The organism is Micromonospora sp. NPDC047762, assembly GCF_043204655.1.
In the GTDB taxonomy this organism is placed as follows: Bacteria; Actinomycetota; Actinomycetes; order Mycobacteriales; family Micromonosporaceae; genus Micromonospora.
On sequence record NZ_JBIDCQ010000002.1, the window covers coordinates 812,576 to 834,549 of the forward strand.

20 protein-coding genes are annotated in these 21,974 nt (G+C 71.7%); 10 read left to right on the plus strand and 10 right to left on the minus strand.

Going from position 1 to position 21,974, the window contains the following annotated elements; all coding sequences use genetic code 11:
• Positions 1-70: 70 nt before the first annotated feature.
• A complete protein-coding gene (locus ACGF3C_RS09380) occupies positions 71-1,120 on the minus strand; it encodes an aldo/keto reductase (RefSeq protein WP_357224937.1) in 1,050 nt (349 codons plus the stop codon).
• A gap of 91 nt (positions 1,121-1,211) precedes the next feature.
• On the opposite strand from ACGF3C_RS09380, the gene ACGF3C_RS09385 reads away from it, so the two are divergent.
• Positions 1,212-1,673 carry a MerR family transcriptional regulator gene (locus tag ACGF3C_RS09385; RefSeq protein WP_393220304.1) on the plus strand — a complete coding sequence of 154 codons (462 nt, stop codon included), beginning with the start codon at positions 1,212-1,214 and terminating at the stop codon, positions 1,671-1,673.
• Here the strand turns inward: ACGF3C_RS09385 and ACGF3C_RS09390 are convergent.
• Positions 1,555-2,100 (minus strand): nucleotidyltransferase domain-containing protein, encoded by a 546-nt coding sequence (locus tag ACGF3C_RS09390; RefSeq protein WP_357224945.1) that lies wholly within the window; start codon positions 2,098-2,100, stop codon positions 1,555-1,557. The genes ACGF3C_RS09385 and ACGF3C_RS09390 overlap by 119 nt on opposite strands.
• A 27-nt stretch (positions 2,101-2,127) precedes the next feature.
• Positions 2,128-3,024, minus strand: coding sequence for an alpha/beta hydrolase (locus ACGF3C_RS09395; RefSeq protein ID WP_357224949.1), 897 nt, complete (start codon positions 3,022-3,024; stop codon positions 2,128-2,130).
• A 157-nt stretch (positions 3,025-3,181) separates the two neighbouring features.
• On the opposite strand from ACGF3C_RS09395, the gene ACGF3C_RS09400 reads away from it, so the two are divergent.
• The gene (locus tag ACGF3C_RS09400; protein ID WP_355008141.1) at positions 3,182-3,355 is read left to right on the plus strand and encodes a hypothetical protein; all 174 of its coding nucleotides are present in this window, start codon (positions 3,182-3,184) and stop codon (positions 3,353-3,355) included.
• 117 nt (positions 3,356-3,472) lie between these two features.
• Here ACGF3C_RS09400 and ACGF3C_RS09405 read toward each other — a convergent pair whose 3' ends face one another.
• The 7 genes from ACGF3C_RS09405 to ACGF3C_RS09435 form a co-directional block, all read right to left on the minus strand.
• Positions 3,473-4,588, minus strand: coding sequence for an acetate/propionate family kinase (locus ACGF3C_RS09405; RefSeq protein ID WP_393220309.1), 1,116 nt, complete (start codon positions 4,586-4,588; stop codon positions 3,473-3,475).
• Entirely contained in the window at positions 4,585-6,654 is a 2,070-nt protein-coding gene (pta, locus tag ACGF3C_RS09410; protein WP_393220312.1) for a phosphate acetyltransferase, read from the minus strand. The genes ACGF3C_RS09405 and pta overlap by 4 nt, the downstream gene beginning before the upstream one ends.
• 92 nt (positions 6,655-6,746) lie before the next feature.
• On the minus strand, positions 6,747-6,932 hold the full coding sequence (locus tag ACGF3C_RS09415; RefSeq protein ID WP_355008138.1) for a DUF6104 family protein: 186 nt from the start codon (positions 6,930-6,932) through the stop codon (positions 6,747-6,749).
• 136 nt (positions 6,933-7,068) lie between these two features.
• On the minus strand, positions 7,069-10,848 hold the full coding sequence (locus tag ACGF3C_RS09420; protein WP_393220316.1) for a multifunctional oxoglutarate decarboxylase/oxoglutarate dehydrogenase thiamine pyrophosphate-binding subunit/dihydrolipoyllysine-residue succinyltransferase subunit: 3,780 nt from the start codon (positions 10,846-10,848) through the stop codon (positions 7,069-7,071).
• A gap of 274 nt (positions 10,849-11,122) precedes the next feature.
• Positions 11,123-11,935 (minus strand): ABC transporter permease, encoded by an 813-nt coding sequence (locus ACGF3C_RS09425; protein ID WP_393220319.1) that lies wholly within the window; start codon positions 11,933-11,935, stop codon positions 11,123-11,125.
• Entirely contained in the window at positions 11,932-12,867 is a 936-nt protein-coding gene (locus ACGF3C_RS09430) for an ABC transporter ATP-binding protein (RefSeq protein WP_355494508.1), read from the minus strand. The genes ACGF3C_RS09425 and ACGF3C_RS09430 overlap by 4 nt, the downstream gene beginning before the upstream one ends.
• A gap of 141 nt (positions 12,868-13,008) precedes the next feature.
• Positions 13,009-13,656, minus strand: coding sequence for a hypothetical protein (locus ACGF3C_RS09435; protein WP_393220323.1), 648 nt, complete (start codon positions 13,654-13,656; stop codon positions 13,009-13,011).
• 149 nt (positions 13,657-13,805) lie between these two features.
• Here ACGF3C_RS09435 and ACGF3C_RS09440 point away from each other — a divergent pair, with 149 nt between their 5' ends.
• The 8 genes from ACGF3C_RS09440 (at position 13,806) to ACGF3C_RS09475 (ending at position 21,947) form a co-directional block, all read left to right on the plus strand.
• Positions 13,806-14,579 carry a GNAT family N-acyltransferase gene (locus ACGF3C_RS09440; RefSeq protein ID WP_357228713.1) on the plus strand — a complete coding sequence of 258 codons (774 nt, stop codon included), beginning with the start codon at positions 13,806-13,808 and terminating at the stop codon, positions 14,577-14,579.
• On the plus strand, positions 14,576-15,514 hold the full coding sequence (locus ACGF3C_RS09445) for a lysophospholipid acyltransferase family protein (RefSeq protein WP_357228710.1): 939 nt from the start codon (positions 14,576-14,578) through the stop codon (positions 15,512-15,514). The genes ACGF3C_RS09440 and ACGF3C_RS09445 overlap by 4 nt, the downstream gene beginning before the upstream one ends.
• A 128-nt stretch (positions 15,515-15,642) precedes the next feature.
• Positions 15,643-16,467 (plus strand): DUF4097 domain-containing protein, encoded by an 825-nt coding sequence (locus ACGF3C_RS09450; RefSeq protein WP_393220326.1) that lies wholly within the window; start codon positions 15,643-15,645, stop codon positions 16,465-16,467.
• The gene (locus ACGF3C_RS09455; RefSeq protein WP_357205138.1) at positions 16,464-17,075 is read left to right on the plus strand and encodes a PadR family transcriptional regulator; all 612 of its coding nucleotides are present in this window, start codon (positions 16,464-16,466) and stop codon (positions 17,073-17,075) included. Before ACGF3C_RS09450 ends, ACGF3C_RS09455 begins: the two co-directional genes overlap by 4 nt.
• 86 nt (positions 17,076-17,161) lie before the next feature.
• Entirely contained in the window at positions 17,162-17,863 is a 702-nt protein-coding gene (locus ACGF3C_RS09460; RefSeq protein ID WP_030336721.1) for a response regulator transcription factor, read from the plus strand.
• A complete protein-coding gene (locus tag ACGF3C_RS09465; protein ID WP_393220329.1) occupies positions 17,860-19,416 on the plus strand; it encodes a sensor histidine kinase in 1,557 nt (518 codons plus the stop codon). Before ACGF3C_RS09460 ends, ACGF3C_RS09465 begins: the two co-directional genes overlap by 4 nt.
• A gap of 62 nt (positions 19,417-19,478) precedes the next feature.
• Positions 19,479-21,098 carry a trypsin-like peptidase domain-containing protein gene (locus ACGF3C_RS09470; RefSeq protein ID WP_393220331.1) on the plus strand — a complete coding sequence of 540 codons (1,620 nt, stop codon included), beginning with the start codon at positions 19,479-19,481 and terminating at the stop codon, positions 21,096-21,098.
• Positions 21,099-21,275: 177 nt separating this feature from the next.
• Positions 21,276-21,947, plus strand: a complete 672-nt coding sequence (locus ACGF3C_RS09475; RefSeq protein WP_357229568.1) for a BON domain-containing protein — start codon at positions 21,276-21,278, stop codon at positions 21,945-21,947.
• Positions 21,948-21,974: the final 27 nt, after the last annotated feature.

The window sequence follows — 21,974 nt, forward strand, 5'->3', positions numbered from 1 at the left end:
CCCGCCCGGCTGGCTTCGTCGCGCTGTGCCCACCCGGTCACCGGCCGCTGCGTCCCGGCATCAGGCTCAGTCAGGCCGCAGCACGTTCGGTGAGCGGACGTCGCCGTCGTGCGGTGTCGGTCAGCGCGCGCGAAGGGAAGGCGGCGTTGGGGTCGTACCGGTTCGTTCCGGGCGGAACGATCTCGTCGATCCGGTCGAGGGTCGCGTCGTCCAGGGTGAGCGTGGCGCCCTTGAGCAGGTCCTCCAGGTGCGGCATGGTCCGCGGTCCGATGATCGCCGAGCTGACGGCCGGATGGGCCACCGTGAAGGCGATGGCGAGCTGCGGGAGCGTGCAGCCGATGCTCGCCGCGAGGTCGACGAGCTGTTCCACGATGTCGAGCTTGGCGGCGTTCTCGGCGATCGTGGGGTCGAACTGCGCCGGCCGGAGCACGGCCCGCCCGGTCGACAGGTCGATGGGCTGGTCCCTGCGGTACCTGCCGCTGAGGAACCCGAAGGCGAGCGGGCTCCAGACCAGCACCCCCATGCCGTAGCGCTGGCAGACGGGGAGGGTCGACGCTTCGACGCCGCGGGCCAGGATCGAGTACGGCGGCTGCTCGGTGCGCAGGCGTCCCAGGCCACGACGCTCGGACACCTGGTGCGCCTCGACGATCTCCTCGGCCGGGAAGGTCGAGCAGCCGAAGGCGCGGATCTTCCCGTCGCGGACGAGGTCGCTGAGCACCGAGAGCGTCTCCTCGATGTCGGTCGAGGGGTCGGGACGGTGGATCTGGTAGAGGTCGATCCAGTCGGTGTTCAACCGCCGGAGGCTCCCCTCCACCGCTTTGAGGATCCACCGCCGCGAGTTGCCGCCCTGGTTGGGTCCCTCGCCCATCGGAAAATGCACCTTGGTGGCGAGCACGACGTCGTCCCGGCGGCCCCGCAGCGCCTTGCCCACGATCTCTTCGGACTCGCCCCGGCCGTACATGTCGGCGGTGTCGATGATGTTGATGCCCTGGTCGAGGGCGGTGTGGATGATGCGGGCGCAGTCGTCGTGGTCGGGGTTGCCGACGGCGCCGAACATCATGGTCCCGAGGCAGTGGGTGCTCACCTGGATGCCGGTGCCGCCGAGGGTGCGATAACGCATGTCGATGCTCCTTGGCTGATGTGCTAGCGATCACCGCGCACCCTAGGAGCTAGAGTCAGCTCTAGGTCAACTCCTCGTTACCCTGCTCGGCATGGCCGAGATCACCGCGGGTCTGAGCATCGGGCAGGTCGCCGAACGCACCGGCTTGAGCGTGCACACCCTCCGCTTCTACGAGCAGGAGGGCCTCTTCGTCGGCCCGGTGCGGCGTGGCCCTGCCGGGCGTCGCAGCTACAGCCAGGACGACGTGGACTGGCTGACCGTCTGCATCATCCTCCGCGCCTCCGGGATGCCCCTGCCCGCGCTCCGGCGGTACACCGACCTCGTCCGGGAAGGCGCCGGCAACGAGGAGGAACGGCTCGCGCTGATGCGCGAGCACCACAGTCGCGTCACCACCCAGATCGACAGGCTCACCCAGAGCCTGGACCTGATCACCTTCAAGGTCGGGGTGTACGAGGACCTACTCGACCCGCACCGGAGCGCAGCCGAGCCAGATCCTCGGCGTCCTTCGGGCGGCGGGGACGTTCCGGCATCCAGACCGGGTACATCTGCTTGAACTCGATCTGGGCCGCCACCGAGATGGTCGGCGCGCAGAGCGGGCCGACCCGGCCGGGTGGGGCGTCCAGCATGCCGGCCGGCAGCGGGGTGCCGGTCCAGGACCCGGCACCCACAGTCGGTCGGCCGGCGGCGTCGCGACCCAGGTACGCGAAGCTGACCTCCACGTCGGCGGCGAACAGGTCGAGCTGCGACTCCACGGGCATCCTCGGGTCGGGAAGCCAGCCCCGGGCCAGCAGCAGGCCGGCCAGCCGGTCGGCGTCGTCGCGCCAGCAGTACCAGTCGACGTCGAGGTGCGGGCGGGTCACCACGCCGAGCTGGAAGTCCATCGCCCAGCCGCCGCGCAGCCACACCGGGATGCCTTCCGCCCCGGTCACCTCGATGACCTCGGCGATGCTCGCCAACTGCCGGCGCGCAAGCTCGTCCACCGGACGACCGTACCGGTGTCGGTCGGGTCAGTGGGCCGGGCGGGACTCGTAACGGGTCACTGTGGGGGAGTGGGCGTCGGCGGGGAGGCGGGCAGCGGCGGCCCGGTCGCCGTAGAGGGTCCAGCGCAGGAAGTCGGTGGTGGTGGCGAGGACCGGGGCGAAGCCCGGGTGGCCCGGCGCGAGGTACGTGCCGTGGTCCCCGCCGAGCAGGCTGAGGAACGCGGCCGGCCCGGGGGTGCGCGCGTACGCGGCCCGGCCGACCGTCACCGGCACCACCGGGTCGGCAGTGCCGTGCACGAAGAGCACCGGCGCGGCCGGTCCGGCGAAGCTGCCCGGCAGCCCACCGCCGGCGATCACGATCCCGGCGCGTAGCCGGGCCGGGTGGCCCTCGCTGAACATGCCGGAGGTGGTGAAGCCGCCCGCCGAGTGCCCGGCGGCGGCGACCGAGGTCAGGTCGAGGTGCCCGGCGAGGGGATCGACAGGGCTCCGGTCGAGGTCGCCCAGATACCGGATCAGTCGCCAGGCGTCGGCCGGCTGGTGGCGTACGTCGGCCCGGGTGAAGTGGGCGGCACCCTGTCGGGTGTGCGGATACGCGGGTGCGGCCACCACGAAACCGGCCGCCGCCCAGCGGGTGGTCAGGCCGGCGTGCAGCTCGGGTCGGCTGCCCAGCCCGTGGCTGTAGATCACCACCGGGAACCGTCCGGCCGCCACCTGACCGGTCGACGCCGGGTACCAGATCGTCACCGGCAGAGGGCGCGCCGAGCGCGGATCGAGGGTGAGCGTATGCACGCCGACGGCGTACGACCCCTCGGGCGCCCGACGCGCCGACGCCGGCCCGGTGGCCCCGCCAGCCACGGCGGTGGCCGGCGCACAACCGGTCAGCAGCGCTGTCACCAGTACGGCCATCAGCCGGCCCGCCCCCATCGTTCCACGGTAGGTGCCTGGGCGGGCGTAGCGTCCCCGCCGTCCGGCTCGGGTGCACCTGCCACCCGGTCGGGTCCCCTCCGCCGGCCGGGTCCACCCCTGGGACGCAGCGGGCCGGGGACGGTGCGGCGTGACCAGCTTCGCTAGGGTCACCGACATGCCTGAGAACTACACGGACCCCAGCGGCAACACCGAGGCGTTCCGCGCCTTCAACCAGACGCCGGAGACTGCGACGCCGACGGAGGCTCCGTCCCGCCTGCCGCTCATCATCGGCGCGGCAGTGGTCGTCGTGGTGCTGGTGGCACTCGTCGCCTGGCTGGCGACCGGCTGACCGAACCGCCTGGCTGGCGACCGGCTGGCCGAGCTGCCTGGTTGGCCCCGGCACTGAATGGGCTTCACCGACTCGCGCGCACCCTCGGGCCCCCCGGGGGTGCGCGCCTCAGTGGTGTCAGGCCGCCCCGACCACGTCCCGGGTCTGCCTGGCGATTTCCCGCTCCTCGTCGGTGCGGATGACGCAGACGCTCACCTCGGCGCCGTCGGGCGAGATGAACCGGTCGCCCTCGCCGTCGTTGCGCGCGTCGTCCACAGTGATGCCGAGCCGGCCCAGGCCGGCCAGCGCGGCGGCCCGCACCGGCGCGGCGTGCTCGCCGACCCCGGCGGTGAAGGTGATCGCGTCGACCCGGCCGAGTAGCGCGTAGTACGCCCCGACGTACTCGGTGATGCGCCGGCAGTACACGTCGAAGGCCAACGCCGCCGCCCGGTCACCGGCGGCCCGGCGTTCCAGCACCTCGCGCATGTCGTTGACGCCGGTCAGCCCGAGCAGGCCGCTGCGGTGGTTGAGCAGGTCGTCGATGTCGTCCACCGACAGCCCGCCCTCCCGGCGCAGATGGAAGATCACGGTCGGGTCCACGTCGCCGCTGCGGGTGCCCATCACCAGCCCCTGCAACGGGGACATGCCCATCGAGGTGGCGACGCTGCGGCCGTTCGCCACCGCGCAGGCGCTGGCCCCGTTGCCCAGGTGCAGGGTGATCGTGTTGACCTGCTCGTACGGGCGGCCCAGCAGCTCGGCGGTGCGCCGGGACACGTACGCGTGTGAGGTGCCGTGGAAGCCGTACCGGCGGATGTCGTACCGCTCGGCGGTGTCCCGGTCGATCGCGTACGTCGCGGCGGCCTCCGGCAGGGTGTGGTGGAACGCGGTGTCGAAGACGGCGACCTGCCCGACGTCCGGCAGCGCCGCGCGGGCCACCTCGATGCCGGCCAGGTTGGCCGGGTTGTGCAGCGGGGCGAGCGGCACCAGATTCTTGATCGCGGCCAGCACCGCGTCGTCGACAAGCACCGGCGCGCTGAACATCCGGCCACCGTGCACCACCCGGTGTCCGACCGCCGTCAGCCCGGTCAGGTCCAGCCCGTCCAGGATCTGCCGTACCGCCTCGGCGTGGTCCGCCGGGCCGCCACCTGGCTCGCCGATCCGTTCGACGGTGCCGTGGTCGACTGCCTGGTCCCCGTCGTAGCGGCGCCACTTCACCGACGACGACCCGCAGTTGAGCACCAGCACCCGACTCACGACGCCTCCTCGGTGGCCGCCTGGATGGCGGTGATCGCCACGGTGTTGACGATGTCCGGAACCGTGGCACCCCGCGACAGGTCGTTCACCGGCCGCCGCAGGCCCTGCATGACCGGGCCGACGGCGACCGCCCCGGCCGAGCGCTGCACGGCCTTGTACGTGTTGTTGCCGGTGTTCAGGTCCGGGAAGATGAAGACCGTGGCGTGCCCCGCGACGGGGCTGTCGGGCAGCTTCGTGGCCGCCACCGCCGGGTCGATCGCGGCGTCGTACTGGATGGGCCCCTCGACCAGCAGGTCGGGCCGGCGCTGCCGGACCAGCGCGGTGGCCGCGGCGACCTTCTCCACGTCGGCGCCCGCGCCGGAGCTGCCGGTCGAGTACGACAGCATGGCCACCCGGGGTTCGATGCCGAACCGGGCGGCGGTGTCGGCCGACGAGATCGCGATGTCGGCGAGCTGGGCCTCGTCCGGGTCGCGGTTGACCGCGCAGTCCCCGTAGACCAGCACCCGGTCGGCGAGCAGCATGAAGAAGACGCTGGAGGCCACCGAGACGTCCGGCAGCGTACGGATGATCTCGAACGCCGGCCGGATGGTCGCGGCGGTGGTGTGGGTGGCGCCGGAGACCATGCCGTCGGCTCGGCCGGTGGCCACCATGAGCGTGCCGAAGTAGTTCGGCTGCGCGACGATGTCGTGCGCCAACTCGGCGGTGACGCCGCGGTGGGCGCGCAGCCGGGCGTACTCGGCGGCGAAGTCGTCGCGCCACTCGCTGGCCCCCGGGTCGACGACCCGCACGTCGCCGAGGTCGATACCCAGCTCCCGGGTGCGTCGGGCGATGTCGTCCGGCCGGCCGAGCACCGTCAGCTCGGCGACTCCACGCCGTAGCAGGATCTCCGCCGCGCGCAGGACCCGCTCGTCGGTGCCCTCCGGCAGCACCAGGTGCCGGGGCTTCGAGCGGGCACGGTCGATCAGCTCGTTCTCGAACATCAGTGGGGTGACCCGCGTCGACCGGCTGACCCGCAGCCGACGGGCCAGGTCGTCGGTGTCCACACAGCGCTCGAACGCGCCGAGCGCGGCCTCCACCTTGCGGGGATTGGTCGCGCTGGGCCGGCCCTCGATGCGACTGGACGCGGCCACCGTGTCGTAGCTGTCGAGACGCACGGAGAGCACCGCCAACCCGGTGTTGAGCCCCTCCACCAGCCGCATGACCCTGGGGTCGGGCTGCTCGCCGAGGGTGAGCACCAGTCCGGCCACCGACACCTGTCCGGCCACGTGCGCGGCGCTCGCGGCGACGAGCAGGTCGGCCCGGTCCCCGGGGGTGATCACCAGGGCGCCCTCGGTGAGGTGGCCCAGCAGGGTCGGCACGTGTGCCGCGCCGACCACGAAGTCCAGCACGTCGCGACCGAGCGCGGCGTCGTCCCCGGCCAGCAGGGTGGCGCCGAGGGCCGTCGCCACCTCGGCCACCGTCGGCGCGGACACGCTCGGCACCTCGGGGATGGCGTACGCGGGGACCGGCAGCTCGGGCAGCGTCATCGGCTCGGTGACCCGGTTGGCGATCACCGCGAGCACCGTCGCGCCGAGGTCAGCCAGATCGTGGTACGCCCCCCGCATCGCCGACGCGACAGCCGCCGGCTCCTGCCCGAAGCCGTCCACGACCGGCACCACCACGCTGCCGAACTCGGTGGCCAGCCGGGCGTTGAAGGCCAGCTCCCGGGGGTGGGCCGGGTCGCCCGGCTCGTCGAAGTCACTGCCCACCACGACCACCGCCGGGCACTGCCGCTCCACCGCCCGGTAGCGCTCGACGATGGCGGAGATGAGCTGCTCCCGTCGGCCGTCGGCGACCAGTGCCGAAGCCTCGGCGTAGCTCGCCCCGGCCAGTTCGGACAGCGGCACCTCGACGCGGTAGCGCTCGCTCAGCAGGGCGAGGATCGGGTCCTGGCCGGTGTCGGCCACCAACGGCCGGAACACGCCGATCCGCCCGACCTGGCGGGACAGCAACTCCGCCAACCCGAGGGCAATCGTCGACTTGCCCCCGCCGGACCCCACGCTGGTCAGGTAAACACTCCGAGCCACGTTCCCACCCCCTGCCCGTTGATCAAGAAGTTTGCGTCAGCCCCGGCCCCCATCGTGACCGAAGTTTCTTGATCACCGGGTGCGGAACGGGGTCAGGCGTCTTCGTCGTCGGGGTCTTCCAGGCGGGCGAGGTAGGTGGCCAGGCGTTCGATGGGAGTTTCGAAGTCGGGGTTGAGGTCCACGAAGTCGCGCAGCCGCTCGCCGAGCCACTCCAGGGTCACCTGCTCCTCGCCCCGGCGCTCGACCAGCTCCTCAATGCCACGGTCGGTGAAGTACATGGGTACGTCCTCGTGCTCGGCCCGGCACGGGCCGGGCGGGTGGTGGGTGAATGGTCAACCGGCTGGCGGGACCTACGAGAGCCGGGGCAGGACCGTGGTGAAACGGCCCTACCCCGGCTTCCGTGCTCAGGTCAGGTCACGGGCGGGGGAGAGCCGCCTCGATCAGCGCGTTCTGCTCGACCTCGTGGGTCTTGGCCGAGCCGACCGCCGGAGCGGCGGCGGCCGGGCGGGAGATCCGCCGCAGCCGAACGTCCGTGAGGTGCTCCAGCAGGTTGAGCGCGACGAACGACCAGCCACCCTGGTTGGCCGGCTCCTCCTGCACCCAGGCGAAGTCCTCGGCGTTCGGGAACTGCGCGAGGGCGGCCCGGATCTCCTCCACCGGCAGCGGGTACAGCTGCTCCAGCCGGAGGATCGCGGTGTCGGTGACGCCGCGCTCCTGCCGGGCCTGGAACAGGTCGTAGTAGACCTTGCCGGAGCAGAGCAGCACCCGCTTCACCGCCTCCGGTGCCGGGGCGGCCGTGTCGCGCAGCACCGGCTGGAAGGTGCCGGTGGTGAAGTCCTCCACCGGCGAGACGCAGAGCTTGTGCCGCAGCAGCGACTTCGGCGTGAACACCACCAGCGGCTTGCGCTTGGGCGACAGGGCCTGGCGGCGCAGCAGGTGGAAGTAGTTCGCCGGGGTCGTCGGGATGGACACCCGCATGTTGTCCTCGGCGCACATCTGCAGGAACCGCTCGGGCCGGCCGGAGGTGTGGTCCGGGCCCTGACCCTCGTGGCCGTGCGGCAGCAGCAGGGTGATGGCGGAGCGCTGGCCCCACTTCACCTCACCGGACGAGATGAACTCGTCGATCACCGACTGGGCGCCGTTGACGAAGTCGCCGAACTGGGCCTCCCAGGCGACGAGGGCGTTGATGTTCTCCACCGAGTAGCCGTACTCGAAGCCCATCGCCGCGTACTCGCTGAGCAGCGAGTCGTGCACGAAGAACCGGGAGCGGTCGCCATCGCCGGTGAGCGACTTCAGCGGCAGGTAGTCGTCGCCGGTGCGGGAGTCGACCACCGAGGCGTGCCGCTGCACGAACGTGCCGCGGCGGGAGTCCTGCCCGGCGAGCCGGACGGTGACCCCGTCGTGCAGCAGCGCCCCGAGCGCGATGATCTCGCCGAAGCCCCAGTCGATGTTGCCCTCGACGGACATCTTGGCCCGCCGGTCCAGCAGCTGCTGGATCCGCTTGTGCGGGGTGAAGCCCTCCGGCAGGTTGATGTGCGCCTCGCCGATGGCCTTGACCACTGACGCGTCGGTGGCGGTGTCGACCTGCGGCTCCGGCTCCTCCTCGCGGCGCGGCCGGTTGAGCTGGCGCGGTGCCGAGGCGGCGTCCCGGGTGGCCTTGAAGACCTTCTCCAGCTGCGCCTGGTAGTCGCGCAGCAGCTCCTCCGCGTCCTCCACGGTGATGTCACCGCGACCGATGAGCTCCTCGGTGTAGAGCTTGCGGACCGAGCGCTTCGAATCAATGATCTTGTACATCTGTGGGTTGGACATCGACGGGTCGTCGCCCTCGTTGTGCCCGCGCCGGCGGTAGCAGACCATGTCGATCACGACGTCCTTGTTGAACGTCTGCCGGTATTCGAATGCCAGCCGGGCCACCCGGACCACTGCCTCCGGGTCGTCGCCGTTGACGTGGAAGATCGGCGCCTGGATCATCCGGGCCACGTCGGTGCTGTAGAGGCTGGACCGGCTGTATTCCGGCGCGGTGGTGAAGCCGACCTGGTTGTTCACCACGACGTGCACGGTGCCGCCGGTGCGGTAGCCGCGCAGCTGGGACAGGTTGAGCGTCTCGGCGACCACGCCCTGCCCGGCGAAGGCGGCGTCACCGTGCACCGCCAGCGGCAGCACGGTGTAGCCCTCCAGCTTGAGGTCGATCCGGTCCTGCTTGGCCCGGACGATGCCCTCCAGCACCGGGTCGACGGCCTCCAGGTGCGACGGGTTGGCCACCACCGACACCTTGACCGCGTGCTCGCCGTCCGGGGTGGTGAACTTGCCGTTCTGACCCAGGTGGTACTTCACGTCGCCGGAGCCCTGCGTCGAGCGCGGGTCCAGGTGACCCTCGAACTCCGAGAAGATCTTCTCGTACGGCTTGCCGACGATGTTGGCCAGCACGTTGAGACGACCCCGGTGGGCCATGCCGATGACGACCTCGTCCAGCCCGTTCTCGGCGGAGGATTCCAGCACCTCGCCGAGCAGCGGGATCAGCGACTCGCCGCCCTCCAGCGAGAAGCGCTTCTGGCCGACGTACTTCGTCTGCAGGAAGGTCTCGAACGCCTCGGCGGCGTTGAGCCGGTTGAGCACGTGCTTCTGCTCGTCGGCGGACGGCTTCTCGTACTTGCGCTCGATCCGTTCCTGGACCCAGCGACGCTCCTCCGGGTCCTGGATGTGCATGTACTCGATGCCGACGCGGCGGCAGTACGAGTCGCGCAGCACGCCGAGGATCTCGCGCAGCTTCATCCGCTGCCGGCCGGCGAAGCCGTTGACCGGGAACTCGCGGTCCAGGTCCCACAAGGTGAGCCCGTGCTGGAGGACGTCCAGGTCGGGGTGCTTGCGGATCGTGAATTCCAGCGGGTCGGTGTCGGCCATCAGGTGACCGCGCACCCGGTAGGCGTGGATCAGCTCGTGCACCCGGGCGGTCTTGTTGATCTGACCCTCGGAGTTGACAGCGACATCGCGCATCCAGCGCACCGGCTCGTACGGGATGCGCAGCGCGGTGAAGATCTGGTCGTAGAAGCCGTGCTCGCCCAGGATCAGCTCGTGCATCACCTTGAGGAACTCGCCGGACTGCGCGCCCTGGATGATCCGGTGGTCGTACGTGCTGGTCAGCGTGATGATCTTGCTGACCGCCAGCTCGGCGAGGGTGGCCTCGGACATCCCCTGGTAGGGGGCCGGGTACTCCATCGCGCCGACGCCGATGATCGCGCTCTGCCCCTGCATGAGCCGCGGCATCGAGTGCACGGTGCCGATGCCGCCCGGGTTGGTCAGCGAGATGGTGGTGCCGGAGTAGTCCTCCATGGTCAGCTCGTTGCGCCGCGCCCGTCGGACCACGTCCTCGTACGCCTGCCAGAACTGCCGGAAGTCCATCTGCTCGCAGCCCTTGATGGAGGGGACCACCAGGTTGCGGCTGCCGTCCGGCTTGGCGAGGTCGATCGCGATGCCGAGGTTGACGTGTGCCGGGCGGAGCACCGCCGGCTTGCCGTTGGCCTCGGCGAAGGAGTTGTTCATCTCGGGGTGCTGGACCAGCGCGCGCACCATCGCGTAGCCGACCAGGTGGGTGAAGCTGACCTTGCCGCCCCGCCCACGGGCGAGGTGGTTGTTGATCACGATGCGGTTGTCCACCAGCAGCTTCGCCGGGACCGCGCGAACGCTGGTCGCGGTGGGCACGCTCAGCGAGGCGTCCATGTTCTGGACGATCTTCGCGGCGACGCCCCGCAACGGCGTGGTCTGCGGGCCGTCGGCGGTCGGCGCGGCGGCCTTGGCGGCCGGCTTGGCCGCAGCGGCCTTCTCCGGCGTCTTCTCCGGCGTCTTCTCCGGCGCGGCCTTCGGCGTGGCCGGGGCGGCGGGCTTGGCCGGCGCCGTCTGGGCGGCGGCCGACTTGCTCGCGGTCGCCGGCTTGGCCGGGGCGCTCGGCTGGGTGACGGTGGCGGCTGCCTCCGGCTGACCGTCCGGCTCCGGGGCGGCGGCCGGCTTGTCCGACGACTCGGCGCCGCGCGGGGTGCCCGCTCCCGGTGCCGGTCGGTAGTCGGCGAAGAAGTCGTGCCAGGCCGAATCAACGCTCGATGGGTCGGCGAGGTAACGCTGGTACATCTCCTCGACGATCCACTCATTCGGGCCGAAACCCGCCAGTGGGTTCTCCTGCGAAGTCTGCTGGGTCGACACGGCCGGTAATCGCCTCTTTCACGCGGGTTTGTGTGGCACGCGGTGGGTCCGTCGCGCCCGATTAGGAGCACGGACTGGACGTCTCCCAGGCTACGCCGTACCGATCCCGCAGGCATTTCCGCCTCGGTCCCGTGGCCGGTTTCACAGAAGATGCCAGAAGTTCAGCAACGCCTGCGCACACCGTGTCGAACTGGTAACAGCAGGGGCCGGACGCCGAGCGGCCGCCCGACCCCGGAACGGCCAGCTCGTTGCCGCCCCGGGGTCGCAGACGCCGTCAGGCGATGTCGCGCCGTCGGGTGAGCAGGATTCCGACGACTCCGCTGACCAGCGCGTAGCCGATCAGCACCAGGGCCCCGACCCACCAGGACGGGGTGAACTCCGAGGTGCCCTCCGTGATCATGACCTGGGATGCCACAGCGGGCCAGACCACCTGCCACTTGAGCACCGCCTCGCTGTCGAGGAGGTTCGACAGGAGCAGGAAGAGCAGACCCACCACCTGGGTGCCGATCAGGTAGAGCACCGCCGCCGTGATCACCGCTCCGAGCTGGTTGGTGATCAGCGTGCCGATGCCCACCCCGAGGATCGTCCAGATGGCGTAGGCCAGCAGGTTGAACAGCAGCGCCCGCTGCACCGGCCACTCACCGAGCTGAGTGCCGTAGTCGTTCGCGGACAGGAAGATCGCGCCGGCGGCCAGGTCGATCAGCGTGGTGGCCAGCCAGAACATGAAGCCGAGCAGGCTGGCGGCGACGAGCTTGCTGACGATGACCGACGTTCGCCGGGGGGTCGTCAGGAACGTCGTGGTCGCGGTCTGGTGGAAGAACTCGTTGGTGACCATCAGGATGCCGATGAGCATCACGAACATCAGCCCGAGGTACTGGCCCGACGTGTAGAGGTTCGCCGCCTGCGCCGGCGCGGTCGCCTGCTCGGGGCTGACACCGATGTTCTCGGCGTCACCGCCGAGCGCCGTGACGGCCAACCACGCGTTGACCGCGAACGCCAGGGCGATCGAGAGCAACGCGCCGATAGCCAGCCACCACCAGGTGCTGGTGGTACGGATCTTGAGTAGCTCGGATCGGACCAGGTTCATCGGATGCCCGCCTTTCCGGCCGTCAGCTCCAGGAAGACCCGTTCCAGATCGGGCCGTTCGGTGGTCAGTTCGTGCAGCTCGACCCCGGCCGCGAGAGCGGATCGGCCGATCGTCGGGGCGTCCACCCCGCCGACCAGCAGCACACCCTGCTCGTCGGTCTCGACGGTCGCCGACTGCGCCTTCAGGGCGGCGGTCAACACCTCGGCCTGCGGGGTGCGGACCCGGACGCGGGCGCCCTGGGCCATCGACCCGAGCACCTGGTCGACCGGACCCTGCCGGACCAACTGCCCAGCCGCGATGATCACCACGTCGTCGGCGAGCAACTGCATCTCCGACAGCAGGTGGCTGGAGACCAGCACCGTACGACCCTCGTGGGCGAGATTCTTGAGGAACCCACGCATCCACCGGATGCCCTCCGGGTCCAGCCCGTTGGCCGGCTCGTCGAGGATCAGCACGCGGGGGTCACCGAGCATCGCGGCGGCGATGCCGAGCCGCTGCTTCATGCCCAGCGAGTAACCCTTGAACTTGCGCTTCGCCGCCGGGGTCAGCCCGACCAGGGCCAACGCCTCGTCGGCCCGCTGCTTGGGCAGCCCGGCCGCGGCGCAGATGACCCGCAGGTGGTTGATGCCGGTGCGGCCCTTGTGCGCGCTGGAAGCCTCCAGCACCGCCCCGACCTGCCGCAGCGGGGTGGCGAGGTCGGTGTACCGCTGGCCGCTGATGGTGGCCGTGCCGGCGGTCGGCGTGACCAGGTTCAGCAGCATGCGCAGCGTGGTGGTCTTGCCTGCGCCGTTCGGGCCGAGGAAGCCGGTCACCCGTCCCGGCGCCACAGTGAAGGACAGGTTGTTCACCGCCCGGACGTTCTTGTACTGCTTCGTCAGACCGGACACCACGATCTGACCGTCGCTGGTGGGGCTTCGCTGCCCGTCAGTCATCGTTCTCCTCCCGTGTGTGGCGTAGAGGTACGCCGTGGCACAGCGTGACGGCCCGTGGCTGCAAGGTCAATCAGGCGCGGTCGGTACGTCTGCCTCCGTCGCGGGGCGGAGGCGACTCATCCCTGCGGACTACGCCCGGGTTCAGCGGGCGATCCAGGTTGCCCGCGCCGCGCCGAGCAACGACCCGTCCGGGCCGTACAGGCTGGTGTGCACGAGCGCCTTGCGCCCATCGACGCGCAGCAACGCCCCGGTCACCACACACTCGTCGCCCGGCCCGGGCAGCGCCGCGACCACGGCGGCGATCCGGCCCAGCAGGTACGGACGGCCCGGCGCGAGCACCGCCCAACCACCGGGACAGTCCAGCGCAGCCCAGACCGTTGCCGCGCTGACCTGTGCGGGCGCGCGGAACGGGGCGGCGGTCCGCCCGTCCGGCAGTCGGCCGGGGAAGATCCGCAGCCCGTCGGCCCGCTGCGGCCCGCAGACGTAACAGGTGGGGAACGGATGCTCGACCAGGCCGGGGTATCGGGCCGCGGCGGCGACCGCCGTCTCCAGGTCGACAGGGGGTACGACGGCGTCGATCACCCCGGCCGGGCGTACCTCGGCCACCAGCTCGCCGGCCGGGTCCCGAACCTCGCCGTCGACAAGGGTCAGCTCGGTCTCCAGCGGTGGTGGCCGGCGCAGCGTCACCTCGACCGGCCCGCCGCCGCCCGCCTCGGCGGCGAAGATCCCCGCGCTCCAGCCGCCGTTGCCGGAACCGGCGGGCCCGTTGTAGCGGGTTTCGATGCGCATTGTCGGCCTCCGGTGGAACGTGCCGGCGTCGTCGCCGGGCCGTACCGCAGCCTCGCACGATCGCGGTGAGAGCCATCTGCCGGCCGGCGTTCATCCTGCCGACACCAGTGGTCCCCGTGAATGGCAACCCGGGCCCTTACACAGATCCCATGGCCGTTCTGCATGCCGCTGGCGCACCCCTGAAGACCAGCGGATACACCCTGCTGATCGCCGACGACCCCACCCAGGTCGCGGCCGCGCAACGCCTGCGCCACGAGGTGTTCGCCACCGAGCTCGGCGCCACCCTCCTTCCCGGCGAGGCCGGGTTGGACGTGGACCCCTTCGACGCGTACTGCGACCACCTGATCGTCCGCGAGGACAGCACCGGCGAGGTGGTCGGCACGTACCGGCTGTTACCGCCGGGGCGCACCAGCCGGCGCTACGCCGAGGACGAGTTCGACCTGAGGCCGCTCGACCCGCTCCGCGACGACCTGGTCGAGGCGGGCCGGTCCTGCGTGCACCCGGACCACCGCTCCGGCGCGGTGATCAACCTGATGTGGGCCGGCATCATCCGGTACCTGCACCTACGCGGCTCCCACTGGCTCGGCGGCTGCGCGTCGGTGCCGGTGGCTGACGGCGGGCGGACGGTGGCCGAGGTGTGGACCCAGGCCCGGGCCCGGCACCTGTCGCCGCCGCCGCTGCGGGTCCGCCCGTTGCGGCCCTGGTTCGCCGAGGCGGCTGCCGCCAGCCCGGTCGCCGGTGCCCCGGCCGGGCGGGTGGCGGTTCCGCCGCTGCTGCGTGGCTACCTCCGACTCGGCGCGTGGATCTGCGGCGAGCCGTCCTACGACAGCGACTTCGGGTGCGCGGACTTCTACGTCCTCTTCTCCCTGGACCGGATGAACCCGCGCTACCTGCGGCACTTCCTCGGCGGTGAGCAGCGGTGAGCGCCGTGCCGCTCGACCTGTGGCGGCCCTCCTCGGGCTGCGACGACGACTGCCTGCCAGCGGCCGGCGAGGTGCCCACGGTGCCGCTGGCCCGCCGGGTGCTCCGGCTGGTCGCCGTGCTCGGCATGCTGCTGGCCGGGATTCCGGTGGTGGCGCTGCTGCCGGTGCTCCCCACTTCGGAACGGCAGGCGCTGGTCAGTGGCTGGGCGCGGACCACTGTGCGCGCGTTCGGCGTCCGCCTCGTGGTCCGGGGTCGGTTGCCCCGGCGGCGCGCGCTGCTGGTCGCGAACCATGCCTCCTGGCTGGACATCCTGGCAGTGCTGGCGGTCGCGCCCACCCGGATGGTGGCGAAACGGGAGATCCGCTCCTGGCCGGTGGTTGGTCTGCTGGCCGCGGCGGCGGGCACGGTCTTCGTGGACCGCGCCCGGCCGTTGGCGCTGCCGAGGACCGTCGCCCGGGTCGCCGACGCGCTGCGCGCAGGGCGGTCGGTGGCGGTCTTCCCGGAGGGTACGACGTGGTGTGCCGGGAACGATGCCACCGACTGCCGCCCCGGCGGTGGGTTCCGGCCCGCGACGTTCCAGGCGGCCATCGACACGGGCAGCCCGGTGGTCCCGCTGCGGCTCACCTACCGCTGTGCGGCCACCGGGGCGACCACCACGGCAGCCGCCTTCCTCGGCGCCGACACCCTGCTGCGCTCGGTGGCACGGGTGGTGGCGGCGCGGGAGCTGGTGGTCTCGGTGACGATCGCCGCCGCGCTGCACCCGGCCCGTGACGCCGACCGGCGGTTGCTGGCCCGGGCCGCCGAGTCGGCCGTACACCTGGTGCCCACGGCGGGTGCCGTGGCGCGGCCCCGGCTGCGGCCGGTCCCGACGGCGACCCCGGCCGTTTCCGTGCCACCGCCCGCCACGGGCAGCGACCTGGACCTGGCCGCCTAGGGGAGGTACGCCCGCACTACCGCCCCGGCGGCGCGAGAGTCGCGACAGTCTTGTGATGTCGCGATGTATCGCGTTACAGTCTTCTTCTGTTCGGCGTGCCCTCCGCACGTCGTCGAGAGGGGGACGCCATGGCCGGTTGGACGGTCGAGAGCCCGCAACGGCTCACAGTGGACGCTCCGGTCGTCCGGCTGGACGTTCGACTGATCAGTGGGCGGCTCAACGTGGTCGCCACCGACGGGCCGACCCGGATCGACGTGACCCAGGTCGGCCGTCGGCCGGTCCTGATCGACCACACCGACGGTCGGCTCAGCGTCCGCCAGGAGCGTGGTCGGGGCTGGCCCGACGTCCTGCGCTGGTTCCGGATGATCCACCGCTATCCCCGGGTGGACGTCTCCATCGCCGTGCCCGCCGACGTCCTCGCCGATCTGGGCCTGGTCGCGGGCTCGCTGGTCGCCTCCGGCCTGCGTCGGCAGACCACCGCCCACGTCGTCGCCGGCCAGATCACCCTGATGGGGTTGCGCGGCAGCACCTCGGCGAAGCTCACCTCGGGCCCGGTGGAGGCGCTCGGTGTCCGCGGTGATCTCACGGTGGAGACGATCTCCGGGGAGGTGATCCTCGCTGACAGCGCCGCCGACCGGGTGCGGGCCCAGACCGTCTCCGGCGCCATCACCTGCGATCTGGACAACCCCCGGGGCAGCGAGATCCGGTTGACCACCATCTCGGGCAGCATCACCGTCCGGGTCCGCGCGGACAGCGACCTCGCCGTCCAGTTGAACACCGCCTCCGGCCGGATCACCAGCGGCTTTCCGCAGCTGCGCAGCTCGACGTTCCCGCTGCCCAGCAGCGAGGGGGTGCTCGGCGCCGGCGACGGTAAGCTCTGGGCTTCCGCGACCTCGGGGAGCATCGCCCTGCTCGCCCGAGCCGTCGACGACGATGGAGAGGAGCTGCCGTGACCGCCGTGTTCAGCCACGGGCGGCTCCGGCTCTACCTGCTCAAGCTCCTCGACGACGGCCCGAAGCACGGCTACGAGCTGATCCGCCTGCTGGAGGACCGCTTCCTCGGTCTGTACGCGCCCAGCGCCGGCACCATCTACCCCCGCCTGCAACGGCTGGAGGTCGAGGGTCTGGTCAGCCACACGGCGGCCGGCGGCCGCAAGACGTACGACATCACCGACGCTGGCCGGGCGGAGCTGCGCCAGCGGGCCGGTGAGTTGACAGCGTTGGAAACGGACATCGCGGCCTCCGTGGCGGACCTCTCCAGCCTGGCCGGCGAGATCCGCAGCGAGGTACGCGGATCGGCCCGCGACCTCAAGCGGGAGTTGAGCGAGGCCACCCGGCAGACCCGGCGGGCCCGGTGGGAGGCGCCCGCACCGCCGCCCAGGCCGGCGTCGACCGCCGGGCCGCAGGCCGAGCTGTTCGACGAACTTGACCAGCGGCTGGCCGCGTTCACCGCCGAGGTGGGCCGGCTGATGCGCGCCCGACAGTTCAGCGACACCCAGCTGCGCACCGCGATCCGGCTGCTCGACGGCGCCCTGGACGGGTTGCGTCGCCTGCTGCGCTGATCGGCGTCGCCGGACGGTCGGTGACTCACAGCCTTTTTGCAGGAAGCGTCCAGCGGTGGCGCAGTGACGTCACCGATGATGGGCGCATGCCCGCTACCCAGACCGAGGCGCGACTGCTTGTCGTCGAGGACGACCCCAACATCCTCGAACTGCTCTCCGCGAGCCTGCGGTTCGCGGGCTTCGACGTGGCCACCGCGACAAGTGGAAGCGCGGCGCTCAACGCCGCCAAGGACCACCGGCCCGACCTGGTGGTACTCGACGTGATGCTCCCCGACCTCGACGGTTTCGAGGTCATCCGGATGCTCCGCGAGGGCGGCACGCGTACCCCCGTGGTGTTCCTGACCGCCCGGGACGCCACCGACGACAAGATCCGTGGGCTGACCCTGGGTGGCGACGACTACGTCACGAAGCCGTTCAGCCTGGAGGAGCTGACCGCCCGGATCCGCGCCGTGCTGCGTCGCACCACCACCGGCGAGCAGGCCCCGTCCCGGCTCACCTTCGCCGACCTGGAGCTGGACGAGGAGACCCACGAGGTGCACCGGGCCGGCCAGCGGGTGCAGCTCTCGCCGACCGAGTTCAAGCTGCTGCGGTACCTGATGCTCAACGCCAACCGGGTGCTGTCCAAGGCGCAGATTCTCGACCACGTCTGGAACTACGACTTCCGTGGCGACGACAACATCGTCGAGTCCTACATCTCGTACCTGCGGCGCAAGGTCGACACCACCCAACCCCGGCTGATCCACACTCTTCGCGGGGTCGGGTACGTCCTGCGCAAGCCGGCGGCGTGAACGCTGTCCAGCAGGCGAAGGGGCGGGTGCGAAGCGTTCCGCTGCGGGTGAAGCTGGTCGCCTCGGTGCTCGCGCTGGTCGCCGTCGCGCTTCTGGTGATCAGCTCGTTGACCGCGTACTTCCTCCGCAACTACCTGGAGGGCCAGGTCGACGGGCAGGTCCGGTCGACCGCCCAGGGCCTCGGCCAGTTTCTTCAGAAGCTGCGCAGCGGTGAGGTCGGCGCGATGCTGCCCAGCGACTACGTCGTGATCGTGGCCGACGAGCGGCAGGTGTACGACCCCCAGTACGACACGCGCACCTTCTACCCCGCCCAGCTGCCCACGTTTCCCGCCACCCGCAAGGACTTCGAGGCGGCGGAGGGCGAGCCGCGCACCGTCATCTCACACGATCGCCTCACCCGCTGGCGGGTGTACTACGCCCCCCAACCGGACGGCTCGGTGCTGGCCGTGGGTCAGCCGCTGACCGAGGTGGACCGGGCGGTGAAGCAGCTCGTCTGGATAGACCTCCTGGTCGGTGGCGCAGTGCTGATCATGCTGGCCTCGGTCGGCGCCGCGATCGTCCGGACCAGCCTCAAGCCCCTCGTCGAGATCGAACAGACCGCCGCCGCGATCGCCGGCGGTGACCTGACCCGCCGGGTGCCCGACCCGGAGGAGGGTCAGGCCGAGCCAACCTCGGAACTGGGCCGGCTGTCGCGCGCGCTGAACGCGATGCTCACCCAGATCGAGGCGGCGTTCACCGCCCGGGCCGCGTCGGAGACCTCGGCCCGATGGGCGGAGAGCGCCGCCCGGGATGCCGCCGCCGCAGCTCAGGCGTCCGAGGCGCGGGCCATCCGCTCCGAAGAACGGATGCGGCAGTTCGTCGCCGACGCCTCGCACGAGCTGCGGACTCCGCTCACCACGATCCGCGGCTTCGCCGAGCTGTACCGGCAGGGTGCGGCCCGTGAGCCGGAACAGACCGCCGGCCTGTTGCGCCGGATCGAGGACGAGGCGTCCCGGATGGGTCTGCTGGTGGAGGACCTGCTGCTGCTCGCCCGGTTGGACATGGAACGGCCGCTCTCGCTGACCCCGGTGGAGCTGCCGGTGCTCGCCTCCGACGCGGTGCAGGCCGCGCGGGCGATGGCACCGGAGCGGCGGATCGAGTTGGAGATCGCTCCCGAATCGGGCCCGCTCGTCGTCTCCGCCGACGACGCGCGGCTGCGGCAGGTGATCGGCAACCTGGTCACCAACGCGCTCACGCACACCCCACCGGAGGCTGAGGTCCGGGTACGGCTGCGCGCCGAACCCGGGGGCTTCGCCGTCGTGGAGGTGGTCGACACCGGCCCCGGTCTCTCGGCCGAGCAGGCCGAACGCGTCTTTGAACGGTTCTACCGGGCCGACGCGGCCCGTACCCGACGAGCCGACGGCAACACCGGGACCGGCCTTGGCCTGGCCATCGTGGCGGCGCTGGTCGCCGCCCACCACGGTTTGGTCGAGGTGGCCGAGACGCCCGGCGGCGGGGCCACCTTCCGGGTGCGGCTGCCGCTGCTGGCGCAGGCCGACAGCGCGGGGGAGTGACTTTCAGCCAACTTCCAGGACGGTTCCAGGTTGATTGCAGTGCGGAGGGAGAAGGTAGTCCCATGACCGAGTTCGAGTCCGACCCGCAGCGCCGGCCGGCCCCCACCGACGCCGAGCCGTCGCACCCCACCGCCGAGCTGCCGCGCGACGAGCGTGTGCAGTCCGACTCCCCGACCACTCCCGTACCGGTCGTCTCGACCGGCGGCGACCCGACGGTCGCCTCCACCACCGGTGACGCGGAGACCACCGCCGCCACCCCGGCCGGGTACGCCGTGCCCGCCGGCCAGCCGACCGGGTACGAGCCGTCGACCGGCTACGAGCGCCCGGCCGCCACGCCGTCCGCACCGCCGTACCCGGTCTCCGGTCACCCGGCGCCCGGCCAGCCCGGCTACCCGCAGCCGGCCGGCCACTACCCCGGTGCCCCCTGGTACCAGGGCCAGCAGTCCGGCTGGGCCGGCGGGGGCCAGCCGGGCATGCCGTACGCCCAGCACCAGCAGCACCCCGGGCAGCACCCGCAGCACCCCGGGCAGCACGCCCAGCACGCCCAGCACCCCGGACAGCACCCGGGCCAGCCGGTCCCGCCGTGGGGCCCGCAGGTCGCGCCGCCCGGCAGCGGCCCCCGGCCGGGTCGAATCGCCAAGTTCGCCGGTGCCGGCGTCGCGGTGTTCGCCCTGATGCTCGGTTCCGGTGTCGCCGGTGGTGCGCTCGCCCTCGCCCTCGACGGCGACGGCGGCGGCATCACCCGCACCTACTCCGCGGCTCCCGTGATCAATGGCGCGGACCTGCCGAAGATCGCCGCGTCGGTGCAGGACAGCGTCGTCTCGATCACCACCGGCAGCGGTGAGGGCTCCGGGGTGGTGCTCAGCGCCGACGGGTACGTGCTGACCAACAACCACGTGGTCGCGTCCGCCGCCGGCGACGCCGTGCGGGTGGTCTTCGCCGACGGCACGACCGCCGACGCGAAGATCATCGGCACCGACCCGAAGACCGACCTGGCCGTGGTGAAGGCCAACGGGGTGAGCGACCTCAAGCCGGCCAAGTTCGGCGACAGCGACGCCATGCAGGTCGGCGACCAGGTGCTCGCCCTGGGCAGCCCGCTCGGTCTGCAGGGCTCGGTGACCTCCGGCATCCTCAGCGCCCGGGACCGCACCATCCGGGCCGGTGAGGGTCAGCCGCAGGACCCGACCCAGCAGCAGGGCCAGGCGGTCTCCTCGATCTCCGGCCTGCTCCAGACGGACGCCCCGATCAACCCCGGCAACTCCGGCGGCGCGCTGGTCAACACCCGGGGCGAGGTGATCGGCGTCAACACCGCCATCGCGACCTCCGGGCAGAGCACCGGCAACATCGGTGTCGGGTTCGCCATCCCCAGCAACAAGGCCAAGGACGTCGCGGGCAAGCTCCAGCGTGGCGAGAAGGTCAGCCACCCGTCGCTCGGAGTCGGCGTCAACCCGGCCGAGGGCGGCGGCGCCCTTGTCGCGTCGGTCACCCCGGGCAGCCCGGCGGAGAAGGCCGGCCTCCAGCGCGGCGACGTCGTCACCCGGTTCGGCGACAAGCCCGTCAACGACTCGGACGACCTGGTCGGCGCGGTGCAGGCCGGCAAGGTCGGCGACCGGGTCGAGGTGCAGTTCAAGCGCAACGGTGTCGAGAAGTCGGCGACCGTGACGCTCGCCGAGACGTCCTGACCAGTTACTGAACCTGCTTCCTCCCTCCGGCGGCGGGTGACGGGGCCGAGGGGGTCGGCTCCGTCACCCGCCGCTTCTTTACGCCCGGACAGCGGTTCACCCGGATCGGGTGAACCGCCGTCACCCGTCCGCCCGGCAGGTTCGCAGGGCGACGACCGGAACCGGGGGTGGAGTGCCATGACCGAGGTGGTGGGTGTCCGCGAGGACCAGCGGATCCAACGCGACGTCCTGGCCGAGCTGGCCTGGGACCCCCAACTGCAACCGAACGAGATCGGGGTGACAGTCGACCAGGGCGTGGTCACCCTGACCGGGTTCGTGGACGGTGCCGCTCGCGGCTGGGCGGCGACCCGGTGCGCACAGCGGGTTCGCGGCGTACGGGCGGTGGCCGACGAGATGGAGGTGCGGCTGCCCGGCACCCCGGGGCGTACCGACGCCGAGATCGCCGACGCCGCCACCCGCGCCCTGGAGTGGGACAGCTTCGTGCCCGCCGAACGGCTGGACGTGACAGTGGCCAACGGCTGGCTGATGCTGCGCGGCGAGGTCGAGTTCGGGTGGCAGCGGCGGGCCGCCGAGGGTGAGGTGCGCCGGCTCGACGGCGTGCGGGGAATCACCAACCTGATCGAGGTACGACCCTCGGCGCCACCGGACGCCGAGCGGCTGCGGCGGGACGTCCAGCGGGCGCTGCTGCGCACGCTCGGCGGCGAGCGGGTGACCGTCGAGGTGGACGGCGACACGCTGGTCCTCGCCGGGGTGGTCCGTTCCTGGTGGGAACGCGACCAGGTCGAACGGGTGGCGTGGTCCGCGCCCGGGGTGCGGGTGGTCCACGACCAGCTCCTGGTGGGCGGGTGATCGTCGTCCGCCATGTCCGGTTTACCT